An 18294-nucleotide genomic window follows, 5' to 3' on the forward strand; every position below is an offset into this window, starting at 1 on the left:
AAGGCTTCCTCCTAAAAGAAAGCCTTGAATCACGTTCAATCTGATTTGAGAATCCCAAGAGTCCACACGGCCTAGTGCGGCGCACAATCAAGTCAAGGGATATTGTGCATCGCACAAATTGTTCGAATTTGCCGTAAACCCCGGGTCTTTACGCAACGCTTAATTAAGCTTTTGGAAACTCGGCAGGCCTAACCTTGATTCCCGAACGGGTTCATCTTCCGACAGGCAGCCTGAAAACTGTTTGTGAACAGCATCTTAGCCAGAACAGCGACCCTGGCCGGCCGATGCAACCGGAGCCTCGTTTCCGGAAGCCATCGTCGAACAGGGGATGTCAGCGGCCCGTCGGGCACAATTTTGCCTCACGGGCCGGTGATCAAGATAGAAATTGGGACGGGGAAGTAAATGCTTCGTACAACTTTCGCTTCCTCGCGCGTCTTGCGAGTTGGCGTTCTCGGGCTCATCACCTTCACCACAGCGATCCTGATCTCCAGCGAGAGCGCCGAGGCGCGTCGCTCGCGCCACCGTCATCACGTGCGCTCTCATCAGGTGGATCGCGACAGCTATAGCCCCCAATTCTCCTCCATCATCGTCGACGGCAATTCAGGCTCGGTGCTGGCATCCAACAATCCCGATGGTCTTCGTCATCCGGCCTCGCTGACCAAGATCATGACGCTTTATCTGCTGTTCGAGCGCCTCGAAGCCGGCAGGATGAAGCTGGATACGGAGATGCAGGTATCGGAGCACGCCTCAGAACAGGCTCCCACCAAGCTTGGCCTCCGGCCCGGCCAGACCATCAGGGTCGAGGACGCCATCAAGGGCCTGGTGACGCGTTCCGCCAACGACGCCGCAGTCGTGATCGCCGAAGCCATTGGCGGCGATGAGGATGACTTCGCCAAGATGATGACGCGGAAGGCCCGTTCGCTCGGCATGAGCAAGACGGTCTACCGCAACGCCTCAGGCCTGCCCAACGATGAGCAGGTGACGACCGCGCGCGACCAGGCCACCCTCGGCCGCGCGATCCAGGATCGGTTCCCGCGCTACTATCGGTACTTCTCGACCTCCGTGTTCAATTATCGGGGACAGTCGATCCGCAATCACAACCACCTGCTCGGCAAGGTCGAAGGTATCGACGGCATCAAGACCGGCTACACCCGCGCCTCCGGCTTCAATCTCGTCAGCTCGATGCGCCGCGGCAATCGCCATCTGGTCGGCGTGGTGTTGGGTGGCCGCAGCGGCGGCTCGCGCGACGCCATCATGCGCAGCCTGCTCGCCGAGAATCTCGAGAAGGGCGCAACTATCCGCACCGCCGCCGCCATCACCGAGAAGAACGTCGCGGATGGCAATACCAATGTCGCGGAAGCTGATACTCCGTCCCGCGGCAACGACCAGCCGGCGCAAGTCACTTCCAGCGCCGCCGCCTCCGCTGAGCCCGCAATGGCAGCGCTCACGCCGGCGGCTCCGCGCCCGGCCGCAAAGGCATCGCTGATGGCCGCCGCGGCCGCCGCCCTTCCTCCGCCACCGGCGAAGGTTGAGCCAGCGGCGAGGCCGGAGCCCAAGTCAGAACCCGCGCCCCTGACCAACGGCGTGATCCAGAGCCAGCCGATGGCCATTATCCCGGGCTCGGCCGAGCCGATGAAGCCGGTCAAGGTGAAGACGGTTCAGGTCAAGGCCGGCACCACGAAGCTCGCCTCCGCCGCTCCGTCCCAGCCGGCGCCACCGATCACCAATGCGATCCCGGCGCGTCCGGAAGTGGCAGAGACCTCCAGCGCCGTTGTGGCGAGCGCCGATGTCGCCAAGACCGACGCGTCCAAGACCGAAGCCGCCAGACCCGCAGCCCGGACCGAAATGCCGCCGCAGCCCGCCGGGTTCGGCACCGGCAACGGCATCCTCGGCGTGTTGCCCGCGTCGAGCCTGCAGCAGCCCACCTCCTCGCCGCAGACGGTCGCCGCGTTCCAGCCGCAAGCGGTGCAGCCGGTCGCGGTCGCCAAGCCTACGCAGCCTGCCATGCACACCGGCTGGATCATCCAGGTCGGTGCGCTCGAAAGCGAGGACGAGGCGCGCCAGCGTATCGATCTTGCGCGCAACCAGTCGCGCGGCCTCCTCGGCAAGGCAGATCCCTTCACCGAGCCGGTCGTCGGCAAGGATAACCGCAAGCTTTATCGCGCCCGCTTTGCCGGCCTCGAGCGCGAGCAGGCCGAGGCGGCGTGCCGGACGCTGAAACGCGCCGACATCTCCTGCATCACCATCCGCAACTGATCTTTCGGCTAGAGCATTTTCGGTTCTGATTGAATCAGAACCGAAGCTCTAGATTCTTGTTTTGACGCGTTTTCTTCACGCGAACCGGTGTCCACTTCGCTCGAAAACGCTCTAACCTGAAAATCGCAAAGCCGGCGCCCACCAGCGCCGGCTTTCTTGCGTCGGCCCGTGGCAGCGGCGGCTACTCGTTCCCTCGCGAAACTTCTCGGCAAGGATTTACGGTTAAGCTTTCGAGAACAGGGGATCGACCACGCCGGACAACGGCGGGCGAGACCGGAGCGTCAGCACAGAGAAGCAGCGGCAACTCTCGGTTTGTAGCGTTGGTAGCGTGCCGGAGTTAGCTAGAATGCGTGCGAAGCAAGGTATCCTTGGCCTCGTTTACACGGGCAGCGAGGTACGTCGACCCCCCTTGATCGGGATGCAGTTTCTTCATGAGAGCGCGGTGCGCCCGGCTGATCTCGTCACGCGAGGCTCCCGGCTGCAGGCCAAGGACCTGGTAGGCCTCCTCTTCCGTCATTTTGCCGCCCGGCGCCGCGCTGCGCTGCCCCCCTGCCCCGTTGCGCTGCGTGTCCTGACGCCAAGCGGGAAACCGGCGGTCCAGATAGCTTTCAAGTAACGTGACGCTTTCGGCGTCGAAGCCGGCGGCCATCGCCAGCAATCCCTGCAGGTCGAACTCGTCGAGCGAGCGGCCGGCATTCGGTCCTTCCACGATCTGGCCCGACAGCGCGCCGGTGTCGTGGTCGAGGCTCATGTCGAGATATTTCGAGCGCACGCGCGAGCTCTGTCCGGCGGAACGCCGCGCGCCGCCGAAGATGCTGCCGAAATTGCCCAGCACGTTCGGCGACCAGCCGAGCAGGCCGGCGCCAAAGATCCCGAGTGGGATCGCCACCGCAAGTTCTCCCCTGATGCCGGTATAGGCGGCGACTGCGAGCGACAAGACGCCGCCGACGATCTTGATCGCGCGCGCCAGCATCGCCGGGTTGGCGGCCCGAAACATCTGCAGCAGGAGATAAAGCATGACAACGGCGACGACGCCGGCAATCAGAGTTGGCATGGGCGCAATATAATCGCGGCGGCGAGGAAAAGCATCGCGAACCATCGGCGCCGATCTGCCGCTGGAGGCCCTGGTGTGGCAGGAGGCATCCGGCGCCACCTTTCTAGCCTACAATGATCCGGCCTGGCTTGCGCACCGCCACAAGCTGTCGAGCGAAGCGGCGACTGCCGTCAGCAACATGTCGGCCGCGCTCAATGCGTGGCGAAAGCGGCGAGGTCATAGGTAGAGCTGAGGTGCAGTCACTTCATCTGGCCGATCAATTTGGCCGCACCGCTTGCCGTTTTCGACAATTGCAGCAGTGCCTCGCGGCCGCCGGCGGCGTAGGCCGCAGCCGCCCGCAGCAGTTCGCGCAATTGCGCCGCTGCACCCGGATCGAAGCGGCAATAGGCGCCGCCGGTCAGCCGCGCAATCTCGCGGAACGTCTGCTCGGCAGTGGCGTCACCGCCTTCCTGGAACATGAAGACGGGTACCTTGAGCAGCCCGAGTTCACCGGCCTTGGCGCAGAGATCGTCGGCGGACTCCTCCATGGCGTCGCCGACGAACACCACGGCCCGCACCCCGGAGGCGACCGCCTCGCGGCGCGTCTCGGACAACACTTTGCCGATCTGGGTATTGCCGCCCTGGCAATCGATCTTGCCCATCAATCTGGCAAGGTGAGCGCTGTCGGAAATCCATCCAGTCGCCCGGCATTCGTTGAAACCGCGGTAATAGACCAGGCGGATATCGAGACTGCCCAGAGAGGCAGCCTCGCGAAACATGTCCGCCTGCAGCGCACAGGCCATGTCCCAGGTCGGCTGCCGGCTCATCGTGGCGTCGAGTGCAAAAATCAGCCTTCCGCGCCCGCTGGCGTGATGCGGCGACATCGCGCGCGCCTTGGCGACGAAGGCGGCGATATCGTCGGAGCTGGACGGAGATGCTTCCGGCAAGCGACCGGACTGGCGGGCCTCGGCCGCCTGCGCAGCGATGTCGTTACCGGATTTCGGTTTGGTCGGTTCGGCAGCCATGAATCCTCGCCGTTGCTGCGAGGATTATGTGGGCCGGGATCAGGAAAGCGTCAATGCGCTCGCGCGGGTGCGCCGAGCGGAGGGGCAGAGGTCAGTTTGGTACCGCGAAGCGATCTTTCTCGGTCTCGGTCTTCTGGACCTTCTTGGCCGAGGGATCCGGCACGTAGAGTGAGACCGGCCCTGGCTCGAGGATCTTCGGCGGCGCGCTCCTGGTGTCGACCGGCGCCACCTCACTGTCGCTATCGACCAGGAACTTGTCGAGCATCGCCTGGATCGAGTTCTTCGCAACGTCCGGTCCGGTGTCGCGCATGTCATTGTGCTGGAAGTTGGTGTTCACCACCGTGATGCCGGACTTCTCGCACTCGTCGGCATCGGGCACGACGCCCGGATCAGGCTTGAACTGCGTGTCCTTCGAGCGGAACGACAGGATCTTGAACTTGGCGTCGGTCAGGAACGGCACGCGCAGATTGTCCAGCGTCACGACCTTCTTGATCTCGTCAGGATACTGCTTGGCGAAGTACATCGAGATGTCGCCGCCCATCGAGTGTCCGACCATGGTGACCTTGGCATAGTCGGCGTTGGGCTGGAGCTTCTTCATTTCGTCGATGGCGAAGTGGATGTTGGCCACGCCGCGCTGGATTTGCGGCAGGCGGCCGACATAGATCTCGCCAGCCTTGGTCACCATCGGCGGGTCTGTCGGCAGGTCGTGCTGCGGGCTGATCACCAGATAGCCGCGCGCGGCAAAGATGTTGGTCAGGAACGAATACTCGGTGTTCTTGACGGTGTTGCCGTGGTTGAGGATCGCCACCGGCAGGGTGATCATGCCGGCGTTGGCCTGCATTTCCTTGTCCCAGCGCACGGCCACGTCGACGGGAACGAGGCGGTTGTCGCGCGCCGGATCATAGAATTTGAGTGTCTCGTGACGGATAGCCCACTTGCTGGCGGTGAAATACGCGCCAGTAACAAGCACGGTAAGTGAAAGCAGAACGGTAATTCCACGTTTCATATTCGTCCTCGGCGCGCCCGCCTCTGGCGCTATATCCCATTTGTCCGGACTCTGACGGTCCGTCTGGATGATATATGTCACAGCGACGTGACGGGAAGTCCAAATGTTGTGTGTTGACCGCCTGATCGTTGTGCGATGCACCTAATCCTTGTGCATCTGCACAAGTCGCTGTGGGATTTGGCTTTCCTCCTAACCCTATGACGGCGCCGCGAAATTCGGGTTCAGGCGCTCGGTACATTTCTAATGAAACGGGCCAGTTTGAGGTTTGTTCCTGGGTTTTTGGCCCTCCCCCGTAGTCGCACGGGGTCCAAGCCGGGGTGACGGGCGAGTTCCATCGGCGGACGACACGGGCCGTCGGTTTCTGCAGCCGGCGTGAGCCGACCCCGTCAAGTTGCGATGATGTCGTGGATCTCGAGCGGCTTGTCGACCTGGTTGAACCATTCGGCCCGGTTGGCCGCGCGGCGGCGGCCGCGCTCGTCCAGCGGCAGCTTCAATTGGCGCAGGAGGCCTGTCACCTCCTCGCGCGCCGTGACGTGGCCCATACTGGGCCGGGTGCCGAGCGTCTGCTCGTCGATATCGTCGAGCGCGGTCAGGCCGCGCGGGAAGAATTCGCGGTAGACGACGCGCTCGGCAAAGCCGTCGATCGAGCGGAAACCGAGCCGCAGCGACTACTGTTTCAGGCCGCTTGCGACGAGCTGCTTGTTGCGCGACCCAAGCATCGAGAGGCGGTTGCGGACCACGATCCAGTCGGTGGTCGCGCCGTCCACCTGCCGGCGCTTGCGCCTGACGTCGCGCACCATCTCGGCGTAATGGCTTTCGCCCGTCACCGAATAGGTGGCGGGATCGATGGTGCCCAGCACGTCGAAATCGAGGAAGCTGTCATTGATCGGCGTCACCAGCGTGTCGGCCATCGAATGGGCGAGCCGCATCAGGTAGGTGTCGGTGCCCGGCGTATCGATGACGATGAAATCGAAATTGCGCTCGACCGCGCTGATCGCCGCCATGAACTGCTGGAACTCGGCGTTCTCGTTCTCCGCGATCTGCATCGTCTCGCCGTATTTGATGCAATGATGCACGGGGATTTCGAGGTCGAGCTTGGTGCGCCGTGCCCAGGCGCGCCGGTTATTGATGTAGCGGGTAAAGCTCTGCTGGCGGCAATCGAGATCGATGGTGGCGACCCGCTGGCCGGCCTTCATCAGCGCGACGGCGATGTGAAGGGCAGTGGTGGATTTACCCGAACCGCCCTTCTCGTTGCCGAGCACCACCACATGGGCGGAGCCGGATTGCCCCTGACTAGCCTGTACCAGCATCACCTGATCCCCCTCGATATCTTCAAATCGGGCGCTTCGACGGTCAAGTGAAATGCGCCATGCGCTTAAGGGGCAGCCGACTGTCTTAATCATGAATCGGTCGCCGGACATGTCAGCCCACAATCGTTTGACGTCACCCAAACGGGTCAGGTGCGCGCGCCTGCCGCCTTGGCGTCGACGCCTTCCCCTTGGTATGGTCGCGTGCCCGCCTCATCGAGCGAGTCCAAGCCCGTCTCGCCCGACCAGACCTTCCCGAACCAGCCCAAGAGATTGAATCCAGATGTCGCGAAGTCCCGTGGTCGTCCGCACCGTCCCTGCCTTGCGCCGCGCCGTTGAGGCTCTACGCGGCAGAAAGGCGATGACAGCGCTGGTGCCAACCATGGGAGCTCTCCATGACGGGCATGTGTCGCTGGTGCGCCTTGCCAAGCGACGCGCCCAGCGCGTCATCGTCTCGATCTTCGTCAATCCGACCCAGTTCGCGCCGACAGAGGATTTCGGCTCCTATCCGCGTACCTGGAAGGACGACGTCGCAAAGCTCGCCGCCGAGAAGGTCGACCTGATCTGGCATCCCGACGTCAAGACGATGTACCCGGATGGCTTTGCCACGCGGATCGCGCCGGAGGGGCCCGCCACCGTCGGCCTCGAAGACCGCTTCCGCCCACATTTCTTCGGCGGGGTCGCAACGGTCGTCGGCAAACTGTTCACGCAGTGCCGGCCGGATTTTGCGATCTTCGGCGAGAAGGATTTTCAGCAGCTCCGCGTCGTGACCCAGATGGCGCGCGACCTCGACCTCGGCGTCAAGGTGATCGGCTCCAAAACCGTGCGCGAGCGCGACGGGCTCGCAATGTCATCCCGCAACGTCTACCTCTCGCCTGAAGAACGGCGCGTGGCGCCGGAGCTCTATCGCGTCATGAAGGAAACCGCCCGCCGCATCCGTGCCGGTGAAGCGATCAAGCCGGCTGTAGCCGGAGGCGCCGAGCTGATCGAAAAGGCCGGCTTCAAGCTCGACTATCTGGAGGTGCGCCACGCCGAGACGCTGGCGCCGATCGCCTCGATCAAGGACGGCCCGCTGCGGATGCTGGTCGCCGCACGGCTTGGCACCACGAGGCTGATCGACAATATCGCGGTGTAACCCGACCGGATATCGATGTAACCCGACCAGCCGTTACAGCAATCCAAGATCGCGCAGTTCGCGCCGCATCGGTTCGGGCATCGCCGCGACGCCGGAAGCGGCCGATTTGGTCAGGTCGGGCGGCGCGGCATCGGCGGTGAGATAGCGCCAGCCCTGGAAGGGACGCATCGGGCGCGGCGATACCGTGATCACCTTGGGCTGCATCACGATGCGGCAGCGGCCGATGCCGTCCTTGTCGCGGAACGGCTCGATCGCGATGATCTTCTCGCGCGCGGCGATCTCGCCGCGGATCACCCAATAGAGCGAGCCGCCGGCAAGGATTTCCTCCTCCCGTTTCGGCGTCATCCGTGTGATGTGGACATGACGCTGCGGCAGGCCCTTCTTCTTCGCGGTCGCCATCCGTTCGGCGACCCAGGTCTTAAGTTCCTTGACCGAGTCACAACCGACGGCGAGCTTGATGAGATGAAGCGGCATGATCGTTTCGCTTTAGCCGCCGGCACCGGTTTTGAAAAGATCAGTCGTCCGAAGTTGCAGGAGCGGCTGTGGACGCCGGTGGTGGCGGCGTGATCGGCACCGGCGCGGGTGCCGGCGGACGTTTGGCCACCGCCTGTTTCTTGGCAGCGGCCGGCGGCGCGGGCGAAGCCGCTGGCGCGGAACGTGGCGCAGGCGGAGCTGCGGTCGTGGCAGCCGTCGCGGCCTGCGGCGGCTTCGGTGCGGGCTCAGGCGTCATGATGCTGATCGGAGGGGTGTTCGCGGCCGACGGAAACTCGGCGTTGGTAGGTTTGCCGGTCGGGAGGGATGGCGGCAGTGCTCCGAGCACCCCTGCTCCGGCCGCCGCTGCAATGGCAGGCGCCGGCGCGTTCCACGACGGCGCGTAGCGGGTGATCAGGTTCTCATAGAGGCGCTCGTCCATATTGGACGCGATCTGCTGGCTGGTCCCGAGCGAACCGAACGCCGCGCATGAAGCCGGCGTGCAATGGTCTCGTGCCATCAGCACATAGGCCATGAGCCCGTAGCGGTCGCGCTCGATCGCGCGCCGCAGCGCCTGCAGTTCGGGCGACGTGTTGCGCTCGGCGGTCGCGAGATCGCCCAACGACGTCAGGCGGGTAATCTGGGAAGCCGCATAGGCGACCGCGGCAGCCGCAGAGTCGGCGGAACCGAACAACACCTTTTCGCAGGCGTTCAGCACGGCATCGCCCGCGAGGTCATCGATGCAGGCCAGCGCGGCTGGCGCCGCGACGACCGGCTGTGCCGAACGCACATCAGCGGAAGCAAGCCGGCTACCGGAATCGAAGCCACGAATGGTCGCGGCAGCAGCGACCGCAATCGCAAGCAAGGTGATGACCGTCAACGCGCCGTTGGCCACGGATTTCTCCGCGCGCAACAGCGTGATCAACAGGATCACCCCAAAAAATCCTGCAGCGGCCAGCGTCAGCCACATCGGAAAAGTCGCGGAGCGCCAGATGTGATCCAGCGAAGAAGCCCAGCTCATACGCGATGTCCCTCAACGCAGCATAAAACACAGTTGCCAAAGGCGAACGCCTCCTTTCGGGCATTCGCCCCTCGGCAGAGTCGTTCTGCGAACGGGGCCTTTTGACGGCGACCCATCAGGGAACCGCGCCAACCGGGTGCTTGCGCACAGCTCTCTCAGGACAGGGCGAGCTGGCTTTCCTTGGCAACCCGTTCGAAAGCTTCGGTCGAGCTTTTGATGCGGTACTGGCAATCGTCACCGTCGGTCGGCAGCAGCCGGACCACCTGATAGGTCCCGGTAGCGGCCGGACGAGACACGTTGCTCGCAGTGAAATAGACAGTCTCTCCAACGCCGTACTTGTGCTTCAACGCCCTCTCCATTTTCTTGGATCGTCGGCCGCGCCGCCTTAGGTCCCACAGCAGCGGCCAACATTGAGAACCCTGCGTCAAGCTAGCACAGCAACGGCCCCAAAATCCAGCGGGATCGGGGCAAGGCAAATACACGAAATTTGCAGATTTTTCAGCGTGATAGGAGGTTTTCCGGCGACTGAGCCGCGTTCCACGGCGACAACAGCGAAAAGTTCGGGTTCCCGCGATCAGCCGCTATGGGGCGGCTTGCCATTCGCGCTCGCACGGAAGGTACTGGGCCGGCACCTGGGCGAGCTGGGTCGACCGGATTAGACGGTCTCGAACCGCTCGATGATGAGCGTTTCAGCAAGCCCGTCGCGCGTCCACTCCTGGAACGCCGGCAGCGACGTCATCGCATCGACATAGGCCTGCGCCTCGGGCTTCACCGGGATCGCATAGGTGCGGAAGCGATGCACGACGGGGGCGAACATCGCATCCGCGCCGGAGAACACCCCGAACAGGAACGGCCCCTGCTTGCCGTAGCGCGCGTGGCAGTCCGCCCAGATTTCCTGGATCCTCGCGACATTGGCGCGAGCGTCGTCTGACAAGGGGACCGCCCGGATCGGGCGATACAGGTTCATGCCGCATTCATTGCGCAGGGGCATGAAGCCCGAATGCATCTCCGCGGAGACCGAGCGCGCATGGGCGCGGGCCGCGCGATCCTCAGGCCACAGTCTTGTTTCCGGATATTTCTCGGCGAGGTATTCGATGATCGCCAGCGAATCCCAGACCGTGACATCGCCATCGATCAGCGTCGGTACCTTGCCGGCACGCGAGAAGCTCAGGATCCGATCCTTGTCCGCCTTCACATCGGTGTAGAGCGGGATGAAGATTTCCTCGAACGGGATGTTGTTAGCGCGCAGCGCCAGCCACGGCCGCATCGACCATGACGAATAGTTTTTGTTGCCGATGACGAGCTTCAACATGTGCGGGAATCCGGTTGGATTGCTATTTTGCCATAGCGCGGCGCGGTCGTCCAACCGGCAGGCGATCGCCGCCCATTGCGACTTCACGCGACAAGCCTAGGAAGGAAAATCCTGCGGCGTGAAGCTGAGGTCGATCGTCTTCCACTCGCCATAGCGATCGGCCGGGAGCATCGTGTAGGGCTGGCACGCCTCCAGTGCACTCATCGCGCCACGCATCAGCATCGGTCCCTTCTCGGACGCACTCGCCTCGATCAGCAGAGGCTCGTCGGCGAGCCGCCCCTGCGGCGTCAAGAACACGCGCAGCGTGACCTTGACGTCGTCGGAAGGCTTTAGCGATGCCGGCAGCTTCGAGCACGTCTTGAGATGGCGGCGAAACTCGGCGACGACGCTCGGGGTGAGGTCGGCTGCCCTAACTGCCGGCGCATCGAAATCGTCGTCGACCTTGCCACCGTAGCGCGCGGCCGGGGGTGGGGCTGGTGCCGCCATCGGCGGGAGGGCCGGCGGCAGGCCGAGCTGGACATGGTATTTGATCGAGAGATCAGGCTCCGGCGGCGTGTAGGCTGGGCCGCCCGCCGGCTTTGCCGCGACCTGCGGCTGAGCCGAAGCTGATTCCGCCGGTGCCGGCTGCTTCTCGTGGGGCGGCGGCGCCGACGCTGCCGGCTGCGGCGCCGGTGGAGGCGGCGTGCTTACAGGCGGCTGTTGGAGCGCGGACAGATCGATTGACGGCGACGGAGAAGGCGACGGCGATGGGGTCGGTTCGGGCTTTTTCTCGATGTCCTTCTCGATGTCCTGCGGCGTGACGATGTCGACCGGGACGGTGTCGGCCGCCACGACGTCAAACGGATGGACTTCGGACAGCAGCAGCACCAGGGCCAGCACGGACACGTGCGCAACCGCCGACGCCGTCACGTCCACAGGAATGAGCTCCCGCAGGTTCATTCGCAACTGATCAGGTTTGACAGCCCCCTGCCCGTCATCAGCATAGCGGGCAATCGAGGGGTGTCTCAATCCCATTTCGGCGCGAAGCCGAAATCAGTGAGGCGGCTTGAGGCGCTGCCCATGGCCGAGATCAGGCTCATGTCGTCCTCCGACAATTCGAAATCGAAGACGTTGATGTTCTCAGACAGCCGTTCGAGCTTCGATGTCCGCGGGATCGCGGCAACATTCTGCTGCACCAGCCAGCGCAGGCAAACCTGGGCCGCCGTCTTGCGATAGCAGTCGCCGATCCGCGCCAATGCACGGTCGTTCCGGATGCGGCCCTTCGCGATCGGGCTATAGGCGACCAGCGCCATGCCGTGCCGGGCGCAGGCAGCCTTCACCTTCGCCTGATCGAGATAGGGATGATACTCGACCTGGTCGCACACCAACGGCTCCGCGCAAGCCGCCACCGCCTCCTCGATCAAGGCGATCGTGAAGTTGGACACCCCGATATGGCGTGCGAGCCCAAGCTGTTTGGCATGCGCCAGCGCACCCATCGTTTCCGCGAGCAGCACCTGCGGGTTCGGCCAGTGCAGCAACAAGAGATCGATTTCGGTCAGCCGCAGCCGCGCCAGGCTTTCCTTGGCCGAACGCTCCAGGTCGTTGGGCCTGAAATGGGTGGTCCAGACCTTGGTCGTGATGAAGACGTCGTCGCGCCTCACGCCGGACGCGCGCAACCCCTCGCCGACCTCGCGCTCGTTGTCGTACATCTGCGCGGTGTCGATGTGGCGATAGCCGAGCCTGAGCGCCTGCTCGACGATCCGCGCGCAGGTGCGTCCGCGCAATTCCCAGGTGCCGAGCCCGATCGCCGGGATCCTGGCGCCGTTGGCTTCGATGATGTTCATGCGCCCATTATGGGCCGCCGCAGCTCCGCTGCCAACTCACGCCGCAGAGGCCTCTGTCGCCAGCGCCGCGAATACCGTTTCCGGCGAATGGGCGATGACCGCCAGAAGCGCCCGTGCCGGTCCGCGTGGGGCGCGCTTGCCCTGCTCCCAGTTGCGGATCGTTTCCACTGGCACGCCGAGCTTGGCGGCGAATTCGAGCTGGGTCAGGTGCGATCGACGGCGGAGATCGCGGACCGTGAGCGGCCCGGTCGGTGTCTCGGGCGCGAGCGGGAACTCCTGCCCGTCGCGCAGCTCGACGATCCGTCCATCCGCTTTCAGCCGCAAACGCTTCATGGTCTGCTCCGGAAAGCCGCATTGTGGGCGAACCGACTTAAGGGCCGCTTAACGCTAAGCAAGGTGCTAATTCAGGCCGAACCACAAAGTGGCGATGCCGAGGAAGCAGAAGAAGCCGACCACATCCGTGATCGTGGTAACGAAGGTGCCGGACGCAACCGCCGGATCGGCGCGCACGCGCTCCAGCACCATCGGGATCAAAATCCCGCCGAGCGCACCGGCAACCAGGTTGCAGACGATGGCGAGCCCGATTACCACGCCAAGGCCCGGAATCTTGAACCAGGCGACCGCGGCGATGCCGGTGATGACGGCAAAGGCAAGGCCGTTGACGAGGCCAACCATGACCTCGCGCAGGATGACGCGAACGGCGTTGTAGGATCCGAGCTCGCGGGTGGCCAGCGCACGCACGGCGACCGTCATGGTCTGGGTCGCGGCATTGCCGCCCTGACTGGCGACGATCGGCGCCAACACCGCAAGCGCCACCATCTTTTCGAGCTGGCCTTCGAACAGGCCGAGCACGGAGGACGCAAGAAAGGCGGTCGCGAGGTTGACCAGCAGCCAATTGAAGCGCCCTCGCGCGATCGTCCAGACATTGTCCGACAACTCTTCGTGGCTGGTGACACCACCGAGCGCCTTGAGGTCTTCGTCAGCCTTCTCCTCGATGACGTCGACGACGTCGTCGATCGTGATGACGCCGACCAGCCGGTTTGTGGTGTCGACCACGGGCGCGGCCACCAGATTGTACTTGCCGAACATCCGTGCGACCTCTTCCTGGTCCTCCAGGGCGGAAACGCGGCGGCGATCTTCGTCGATCAGATCGGTGAGCGGCACCGGGCGGCGCGAGCGCAGCAGCACGTCGAGCGGTACGGCGCCCATCCAGTGCCTGTCGCTGTCGACTACGTAAATCTCGTAGAACCGGTGCGGCAGGTCGGGCGTCTCGCGCATGTAGTCGATGGTCTGCTCCACCGTCCAATCTCGCGGCACCGCGATGAACTCGGTCTGCATCCGCCGGCCGGCGGAATTGTCCGGATACAGCAGGCTGCGCTCGAGCTCTGCGCGCTCCGACGGCGGCAGCCTGTCGAGGATCTCCTCCTTGTCCTCCTCGTCGAGACCTTCGAGAAGCTCGATGGCGTCATCGGATTCCAGCTCGCGAACGCCTTCCGCAACGGTCTCCGGCTCGAGCTCTTCGAGGATTTCCTCGCGAACAGCATCGTCAACCTCGTTCAGTGCCGAGAAGTCGAAATCGGTGCCGGTGATCTCGACAAGGCTGACGCGGTCTTCCGGCGCGAGCGCTGCGATGAGATCGCCGAGATCCGCCTCATGCAGTTCGGCCACGACCTCGCACAGGAACGGCCGGTCGGCCGCGTGGATCGCGCTCGCAATATTTTCGACGAATTCGTGGCGGAGCTGCCCCTCCTCGTCCCGCATGGGCAGCCGCTCGAGGACGGACGCTTCGGCGGGATTGGCAGCGTCGATATTCTCGGCCATGCCGCGCCTCACCGTTTGACAGAAGGAAGGAACTCGTCTGAGTTATCGTTGCACGCATTACCCAATCGGCCGCGTCACGCGCAATGCCAAATATCGCCAATCGCGAAGAACAGGTGTGCTTATGAGAACGTTCGGTGCAGCCATTCTTGCCCTGCTCGCGTGGACCGGCGCGGCGCACGCCGCCGACGAATGCCCGCGCAAGGATGCGCTTGGAACGTCGCGCGTCCTGACCGTCGATCCCGCGACCTATCCGCGCGTCGGCACCAAGAGCTTTCCGGACACATTGCCCCTGCAGGATCACGAGGTGGTGTTGACGTTCGACGATGGGCCATGGCCGTCAACCGATCGGAAGATTCTCGCGGCACTCGCCCATGAATGCGTGCGCGCCACCTTCTTCATGATTGGAAAGCCGGCCTCCGAGCATCCGGAGTTGGTCCGCCAGATCGCCGCACTCGGCCACACGGTCGCCCACCACACATGGACGCATCACAACCTCAAATACATGAAACCGGACGACGCCATTGGCGAGATCGACAAGGGCATCGCCGCGGTCGAAACGGCGCTGCATGGGCGCGCGACCACGACGCCGAGCACGCCGTTCTTCCGCTTCCCCTATTTCGAGATGTCGCCGGAGACGCTCGCGAACCTGGAGAAGCGCGGGATCGCGGTGTTCGGCGCCGACCTCTGGGCAAGCGACTGGAACAAGATGACGCCGGAGGAGGAGCTGAAGATTCTGACTGGGCGCCTGAACGCCGCCGGCAAGGGAATCATCCTGCTGCACGATCCCAAGACGCACACCGCGGCGATGCTTCCGGCCTTCTTGCGCTATCTGCGCGATCACAATTACAGGATTGTGCATATCGTGCCGCCGGGCCCGAAAACCGTGTCGGATCAAACACATTGAACCAAAGGACGGCTGTGGGTTACAAAGCATTAAGGTGGCGTTCATGACGCCGCCTGTAAGGATTTGGCGTCGGACAAAGAGAATGCAGCCAGGGTGTTATGATCGCTAGCGTTGGCGAGGGATTTTGGAAGCGGTCGTGGACTGCCCTCCCCCTGCTGATTCTAATCGGCACGAGCAGCCAGTCCGCAGTCGCGGCTGACTGTCCCGGCCATCCCGACGCGCTCGGCACCTCGCGCACGCTGGTGGTCGATCCCCGCGAGCATCCCCGGATCGGCACCATGCAATATGCCGAGACCCTGCCGCTGGACGATCACGAAGTGGTGCTGACATTTGATGACGGCCCGCTGCCGAAATACAGCAACCAGGTGCTGGACATTCTTGCCAGCCAGTGCGTGAAGGCGACCTTCTTCATCATCGGCAGCCAGGCCAAAGCCAATCCGCAAGGTGTCCGCAAGCTCGTCGCCGCCGGCCACACCGTCGGCACGCACAGCCAGAACCATCCGCTGACCTTCAACAAGATGTCGATGGAGCAGGCCAAGCAGGAGGTCGATGCCGGCATCGCCTCGACGGTGGCCGCGCTTGGCGACGCGAGCAAGCTCGCGCCCTTCTTCCGCATTCCAGGGCTGCTGCGCGCCGAAGCGGTCGAGAACTATCTGGCGTCGCGTGAGATCCAGAACTGGAGCGCCGATTTCGTTGCCGACGATTGGCGCCATATCCCTCCGGCGCGCGTCTACGAGCTCGCAATCCAGCGGCTGGAAGCGAAGGGCAAGGGCATCCTGCTGTTGCACGACATCCAGCCACGCACGGTGGCGGCGCTGCCGAAAATCCTGCAGGAGCTAAAGGCGCGCGGCTATCGGATCGTCCATGTGGTGCCGGCGACGCCGGAGCGGCCGGCCACGCCGACCGAACCCGTGCAATGGCTGTTGCATCCGCCGTCCGAGACCGTCGCAACGGTGCGCTGGCCGAAGATTCCGAATTTCGTGTTCGTCCAGACGCAGGAACTGCCCGCACCCGGGCTCTCGAATCTGGATTGGCGTGATCCAGGCCTGTTCGATCGACTGCGCCGCCCGCGCGCCGCGATCGCCTCGCAGACGGCATGGCCGGAGCCATTGCGGGTCTCCGAGAACAGCCGCCCGGCCCTGCCGGTCCCGGCCTCCTCCGTCTTCAGGATGCCCGAAGGCGTGCGTGTGACGCTGCTCGCGTCGCATTTACCCGCCAAACGTCCGCAACAGGTGGCAGCATCTCCTGAAGCCGCCAATGCGATGGGGCCGATCTCCGCGAGAGCCCGCACCATCGGTGCGCGTCAGGCGCCGCATTCCCGGCATGCCGTGCATCAGAACCCACAAGGAGGCCATGCGGGTCGTGGCGTGCCCAAGCATGCCGTGCAGGCGAAGCCGAACAGACGCGCACTTCAGGTCGCGAAGCGCTGAAGACCGCGGCGGAGATTGCCGCGCCATCCGCTCAATTCGTCACGATCTTGGCGATGCAGAGCAGGATGACGAGCGCCAGGAACAGCAGGTCGATATAGGACTTGATCTCGCCGGCATGACGCAGCTCGGTAACGGCACCGACGATCTGCTTGCGTGAGGCTGTCGAACTTGGTCCCTCGACCACCGCCGTCCCGAGCCGACGCGCCTCCCCTTCCAGGCGTTCGATTCGCTGGAAGAAATAGAACGAGCGCAAGGCGGACGCCGCATGCATCGCGGCATAAACCAGCACCAGAAGCGCGACGAGCGCGCGATGCTCGTATTTCTCCATGAAGTTGAGGCTGAAATAGACCAGCGCCAGGAACACGAAGTTGGAGACGAAGCGATAGATGTAGCTGAGCAGGATCATCCTGTTTTCCGGATTTCCGCATCGGGCGTGCGATCGGTGAGTGACGGCGCTCGTCGGGTTCGGAATCGCCGGCCGACGAGCTTTCAGACCCTTAGCGTACGCGAAGGGTGTTACGGAAAGCCATCGACCGACTTCGGTCCGGAAAATTTGCCGCCGCGCCAGCGCGGACAACGTACAGATTATCCAGCCGCGTCAGCTCAACCTGTACGATGCAAACGGTGCGTCCGGCCAGAGCTGACCCATGTCGGGCGCGACGTCGCTTCAGGACGCCGCGCCACAACCCGACTATGGCCGCATCTGACGGCGGCGTTCGGCGATCAGTTGCTTCGCCTCGTCCATCGTCATCTCGCCCGCGCCGAGCACCTGGTAGGCGCTATCAGGGTTTTGGGCTCGTTGGTCGTCACCGCTCCGTTTCTTTTCGGGGCTCGGATTCGGGGCGGGAGAGCCGTCGCCACCGCCAAAGCCGACAAACTCGACGATGATCACCGATGGCCGATCGTTGTTCGACTGCGTCGGAGCCGCGCTTTGCTGAGTGGCGGCAGTGGCGTTCCCGGCCGAACTCAGCGCGGCAACCGGCGGGGCTTGCACGACCGGAATTCCGGTAGCGCTGCCCTGCACCTGGATATTCGCCGCGTTCACGATCTGCAACGCGGCAAGGTTGACGTTGCCGGAGACGCGGATGCCGGCTTCGCCTGCGTCGATGGTGCCGAGCGGCGCGATCAGATCGACACTGCCGCGCGGCACCTCCGGGATCGGATTGAGCGTCGCGATGCCGGCGCCTGTCGTGGGAACGGTCGGAGACAGCGTCACCGATCCGTAATTGTCATAGACACGCTTCGGCGGGGTATAGACCTGTGTCGTCTTGGATCCGCGGCCGGCGTTGATATCGCCCTCCGCCGACCACGCGATGATATTGCCGCCAAAGGTCGTCATGATCCGCGACAGTCCAAGCAGCAGGCTGCCCTTCGAATAGCTGTAGATGTCACCTGATCCTTGCGTGATCAGTCCGGCCGAAGGCGGCGGCACCACACCTTCGACCCCGAGCACGATCTGGCCTCCCGGCGCCAGGAGCTCAATGTTGCCGCCGGACAGCGTTCGGATGCCGGAGCCACCGAACATCGTGATATCGCCCCGATAAGAGATCGGGCGGCCGGCTTCGTCCTGGTCGGGGAACAGCGCCGCGATCGCCTGTCGACCGCGCAGATAGGAGCGCGCGCGTGGACCACTGGCGTCGTTGTATTCCCGGCCGCTGTCGCGCAGCTCGCTGTAGGGTCTGTTGGGATTCATCGGGAGTTTATCACGGCAGCGGTCAGATGGATCATGGCTGCGAAGCTTTGATCTGTC

General features: G+C 63.9%; 18 protein-coding genes and 1 pseudogene. 5 read left to right on the plus strand and 14 right to left on the minus strand.

All coding sequences use genetic code 11. The annotated features are described in order from the left end of the window. The first annotated feature begins 402 nt into the window (after positions 1-402). Positions 403-2256, plus strand: a complete 1854-nt coding sequence (locus tag AAFX91_RS25755) for a serine hydrolase (RefSeq protein ID WP_394568524.1) — start codon at positions 403-405, stop codon at positions 2254-2256. A gap of 337 nt (positions 2257-2593) precedes the next feature. Here AAFX91_RS25755 and AAFX91_RS25760 read toward each other — a convergent pair whose 3' ends face one another. Beyond that, entirely contained in the window at positions 2594-3310 is a 717-nt protein-coding gene (locus AAFX91_RS25760; protein ID WP_130583605.1) for a DnaJ domain-containing protein, read from the minus strand. A gap of 43 nt (positions 3311-3353) precedes the next feature. On the opposite strand from AAFX91_RS25760, the gene AAFX91_RS25765 reads away from it, so the two are divergent. Further along, a complete protein-coding gene (locus AAFX91_RS25765) occupies positions 3354-3536 on the plus strand; it encodes a hypothetical protein (RefSeq protein WP_394568539.1) in 183 nt (60 codons plus the stop codon). Between the two features lie 13 nt (positions 3537-3549). On the opposite strand, the gene AAFX91_RS25770 is transcribed toward AAFX91_RS25765, so the two are convergent. The 3 genes and pseudogenes from AAFX91_RS25770 to AAFX91_RS25780 all read right to left on the minus strand — a co-directional run bounded on the left by AAFX91_RS25770 (position 3550) and on the right by AAFX91_RS25780 (position 6630). Further along, positions 3550-4314: a VWA domain-containing protein gene (locus tag AAFX91_RS25770; RefSeq protein WP_130583607.1), complete on the minus strand. Its 765-nt coding sequence runs from the start codon at positions 4312-4314 to the stop codon at positions 3550-3552. Between the two features lie 91 nt (positions 4315-4405). Continuing rightward, on the minus strand, positions 4406-5320 hold the full coding sequence (locus AAFX91_RS25775) for an alpha/beta fold hydrolase (protein WP_130583608.1): 915 nt from the start codon (positions 5318-5320) through the stop codon (positions 4406-4408). A gap of 386 nt (positions 5321-5706) precedes the next feature. Then, positions 5707-6630, minus strand: a pseudogene (locus AAFX91_RS25780) (division plane positioning ATPase MipZ). A gap of 280 nt (positions 6631-6910) precedes the next feature. Between AAFX91_RS25780 and panC the strand changes: the two are divergent. Continuing rightward, positions 6911-7762, plus strand: a complete 852-nt coding sequence (gene panC, locus AAFX91_RS25785; protein ID WP_130583610.1) for a pantoate--beta-alanine ligase — start codon at positions 6911-6913, stop codon at positions 7760-7762. Positions 7763-7795: 33 nt separating this feature from the next. On the opposite strand, the gene AAFX91_RS25790 is transcribed toward panC, so the two are convergent. From AAFX91_RS25790 to mgtE, 8 genes are all read right to left on the minus strand, one after another. Continuing rightward, on the minus strand, positions 7796-8236 hold the full coding sequence (locus AAFX91_RS25790) for a DUF1489 family protein (protein WP_130583611.1): 441 nt from the start codon (positions 8234-8236) through the stop codon (positions 7796-7798). A gap of 40 nt (positions 8237-8276) precedes the next feature. Next, positions 8277-9254: a hypothetical protein gene (locus AAFX91_RS25795; protein WP_282528288.1), complete on the minus strand. Its 978-nt coding sequence runs from the start codon at positions 9252-9254 to the stop codon at positions 8277-8279. Positions 9255-9409: 155 nt separating this feature from the next. Further along, positions 9410-9613 carry a hypothetical protein gene (locus AAFX91_RS25800; protein ID WP_130231764.1) on the minus strand — a complete coding sequence of 68 codons (204 nt, stop codon included), beginning with the start codon at positions 9611-9613 and terminating at the stop codon, positions 9410-9412. A gap of 296 nt (positions 9614-9909) precedes the next feature. After that, positions 9910-10566 carry a glutathione S-transferase family protein gene (locus AAFX91_RS25805; protein ID WP_394568529.1) on the minus strand — a complete coding sequence of 219 codons (657 nt, stop codon included), beginning with the start codon at positions 10564-10566 and terminating at the stop codon, positions 9910-9912. A gap of 96 nt (positions 10567-10662) precedes the next feature. Beyond that, positions 10663-11505 (minus strand): hypothetical protein, encoded by an 843-nt coding sequence (locus AAFX91_RS25810; protein WP_394568531.1) that lies wholly within the window; start codon positions 11503-11505, stop codon positions 10663-10665. A 65-nt stretch (positions 11506-11570) separates the two neighbouring features. Beyond that, positions 11571-12389: an aldo/keto reductase gene (locus tag AAFX91_RS25815; RefSeq protein ID WP_394568533.1), complete on the minus strand. Its 819-nt coding sequence runs from the start codon at positions 12387-12389 to the stop codon at positions 11571-11573. Between the two features lie 36 nt (positions 12390-12425). Further along, positions 12426-12722 (minus strand): DNA-binding transcriptional regulator, encoded by a 297-nt coding sequence (locus tag AAFX91_RS25820; protein ID WP_130583681.1) that lies wholly within the window; start codon positions 12720-12722, stop codon positions 12426-12428. Between the two features lie 66 nt (positions 12723-12788). Next, positions 12789-14210, minus strand: a complete 1422-nt coding sequence (gene mgtE / locus AAFX91_RS25825; protein WP_130583682.1) for a magnesium transporter — start codon at positions 14208-14210, stop codon at positions 12789-12791. 121 nt (positions 14211-14331) lie between these two features. Here mgtE and AAFX91_RS25830 point away from each other — a divergent pair, with 121 nt between their 5' ends. Together AAFX91_RS25830 and AAFX91_RS25835 are read left to right on the plus strand one after the other, a co-directional pair. After that, on the plus strand, positions 14332-15114 hold the full coding sequence (locus AAFX91_RS25830) for a polysaccharide deacetylase family protein (RefSeq protein WP_130583683.1): 783 nt from the start codon (positions 14332-14334) through the stop codon (positions 15112-15114). Between the two features lie 98 nt (positions 15115-15212). After that, positions 15213-16544 (plus strand): polysaccharide deacetylase family protein, encoded by a 1332-nt coding sequence (locus AAFX91_RS25835; protein ID WP_130583684.1) that lies wholly within the window; start codon positions 15213-15215, stop codon positions 16542-16544. Between the two features lie 31 nt (positions 16545-16575). Here AAFX91_RS25835 and AAFX91_RS25840 read toward each other — a convergent pair whose 3' ends face one another. Together AAFX91_RS25840 and AAFX91_RS25845 are read right to left on the minus strand one after the other, a co-directional pair. Continuing rightward, complete coding sequence (locus tag AAFX91_RS25840; protein ID WP_130583685.1) at positions 16576-16950, minus strand: hypothetical protein; 375 nt, start codon at positions 16948-16950, stop codon at positions 16576-16578. A 285-nt stretch (positions 16951-17235) separates the two neighbouring features. Then, positions 17236-18237, minus strand: coding sequence for a filamentous hemagglutinin family protein (locus AAFX91_RS25845; protein ID WP_394568537.1), 1002 nt, complete (start codon positions 18235-18237; stop codon positions 17236-17238). Positions 18238-18294: the final 57 nt, after the last annotated feature.

This window comes from Bradyrhizobium sp. 31Argb (genome assembly GCF_043638955.1).
Classification (GTDB): domain Bacteria; phylum Pseudomonadota; class Alphaproteobacteria; order Rhizobiales; family Xanthobacteraceae; genus Bradyrhizobium.

Bases quoted from the DNA above. Each gene is read 5' to 3' on its own strand.
- AAFX91_RS25805 (WP_394568529.1), bottom strand. From the start codon at position 10,566: ATGTTGAAGCTCGTCATCGGCAACAAAAACTATTCGTCATGGTCGATG.
- panC (WP_130583610.1), top strand. From the start codon at position 6,911: ATGTCGCGAAGTCCCGTGGTCGTCCGCACCGTCCCTGCCTTGCGCCGC.
- AAFX91_RS25755 (WP_394568524.1), top strand. From the start codon at position 403: ATGCTTCGTACAACTTTCGCTTCCTCGCGCGTCTTGCGAGTTGGCGTT.
- AAFX91_RS25840 (WP_130583685.1), bottom strand. From the start codon at position 16,950: ATGATCCTGCTCAGCTACATCTATCGCTTCGTCTCCAACTTCGTGTTC.
- AAFX91_RS25830 (WP_130583683.1), top strand. From the start codon at position 14,332: ATGAGAACGTTCGGTGCAGCCATTCTTGCCCTGCTCGCGTGGACCGGC.
- AAFX91_RS25795 (WP_282528288.1), bottom strand. From the start codon at position 9,254: ATGAGCTGGGCTTCTTCGCTGGATCACATCTGGCGCTCCGCGACTTTT.
- mgtE (WP_130583682.1), bottom strand. From the start codon at position 14,210: ATGGCCGAGAATATCGACGCTGCCAATCCCGCCGAAGCGTCCGTCCTC.
- AAFX91_RS25775 (WP_130583608.1), bottom strand. From the start codon at position 5,320: ATGAAACGTGGAATTACCGTTCTGCTTTCACTTACCGTGCTTGTTACT.
- AAFX91_RS25790 (WP_130583611.1), bottom strand. From the start codon at position 8,236: ATGCCGCTTCATCTCATCAAGCTCGCCGTCGGTTGTGACTCGGTCAAG.
- AAFX91_RS25845 (WP_394568537.1), bottom strand. From the start codon at position 18,237: ATGAATCCCAACAGACCCTACAGCGAGCTGCGCGACAGCGGCCGGGAA.
- AAFX91_RS25835 (WP_130583684.1), top strand. From the start codon at position 15,213: ATGATCGCTAGCGTTGGCGAGGGATTTTGGAAGCGGTCGTGGACTGCC.
- AAFX91_RS25820 (WP_130583681.1), bottom strand. From the start codon at position 12,722: ATGAAGCGTTTGCGGCTGAAAGCGGATGGACGGATCGTCGAGCTGCGC.
- AAFX91_RS25815 (WP_394568533.1), bottom strand. From the start codon at position 12,389: ATGAACATCATCGAAGCCAACGGCGCCAGGATCCCGGCGATCGGGCTC.
- AAFX91_RS25760 (WP_130583605.1), bottom strand. From the start codon at position 3,310: ATGCCAACTCTGATTGCCGGCGTCGTCGCCGTTGTCATGCTTTATCTC.
- AAFX91_RS25770 (WP_130583607.1), bottom strand. From the start codon at position 4,314: ATGGCTGCCGAACCGACCAAACCGAAATCCGGTAACGACATCGCTGCG.
- AAFX91_RS25810 (WP_394568531.1), bottom strand. From the start codon at position 11,505: ATGAACCTGCGGGAGCTCATTCCTGTGGACGTGACGGCGTCGGCGGTT.
- AAFX91_RS25800 (WP_130231764.1), bottom strand. From the start codon at position 9,613: ATGGAGAGGGCGTTGAAGCACAAGTACGGCGTTGGAGAGACTGTCTAT.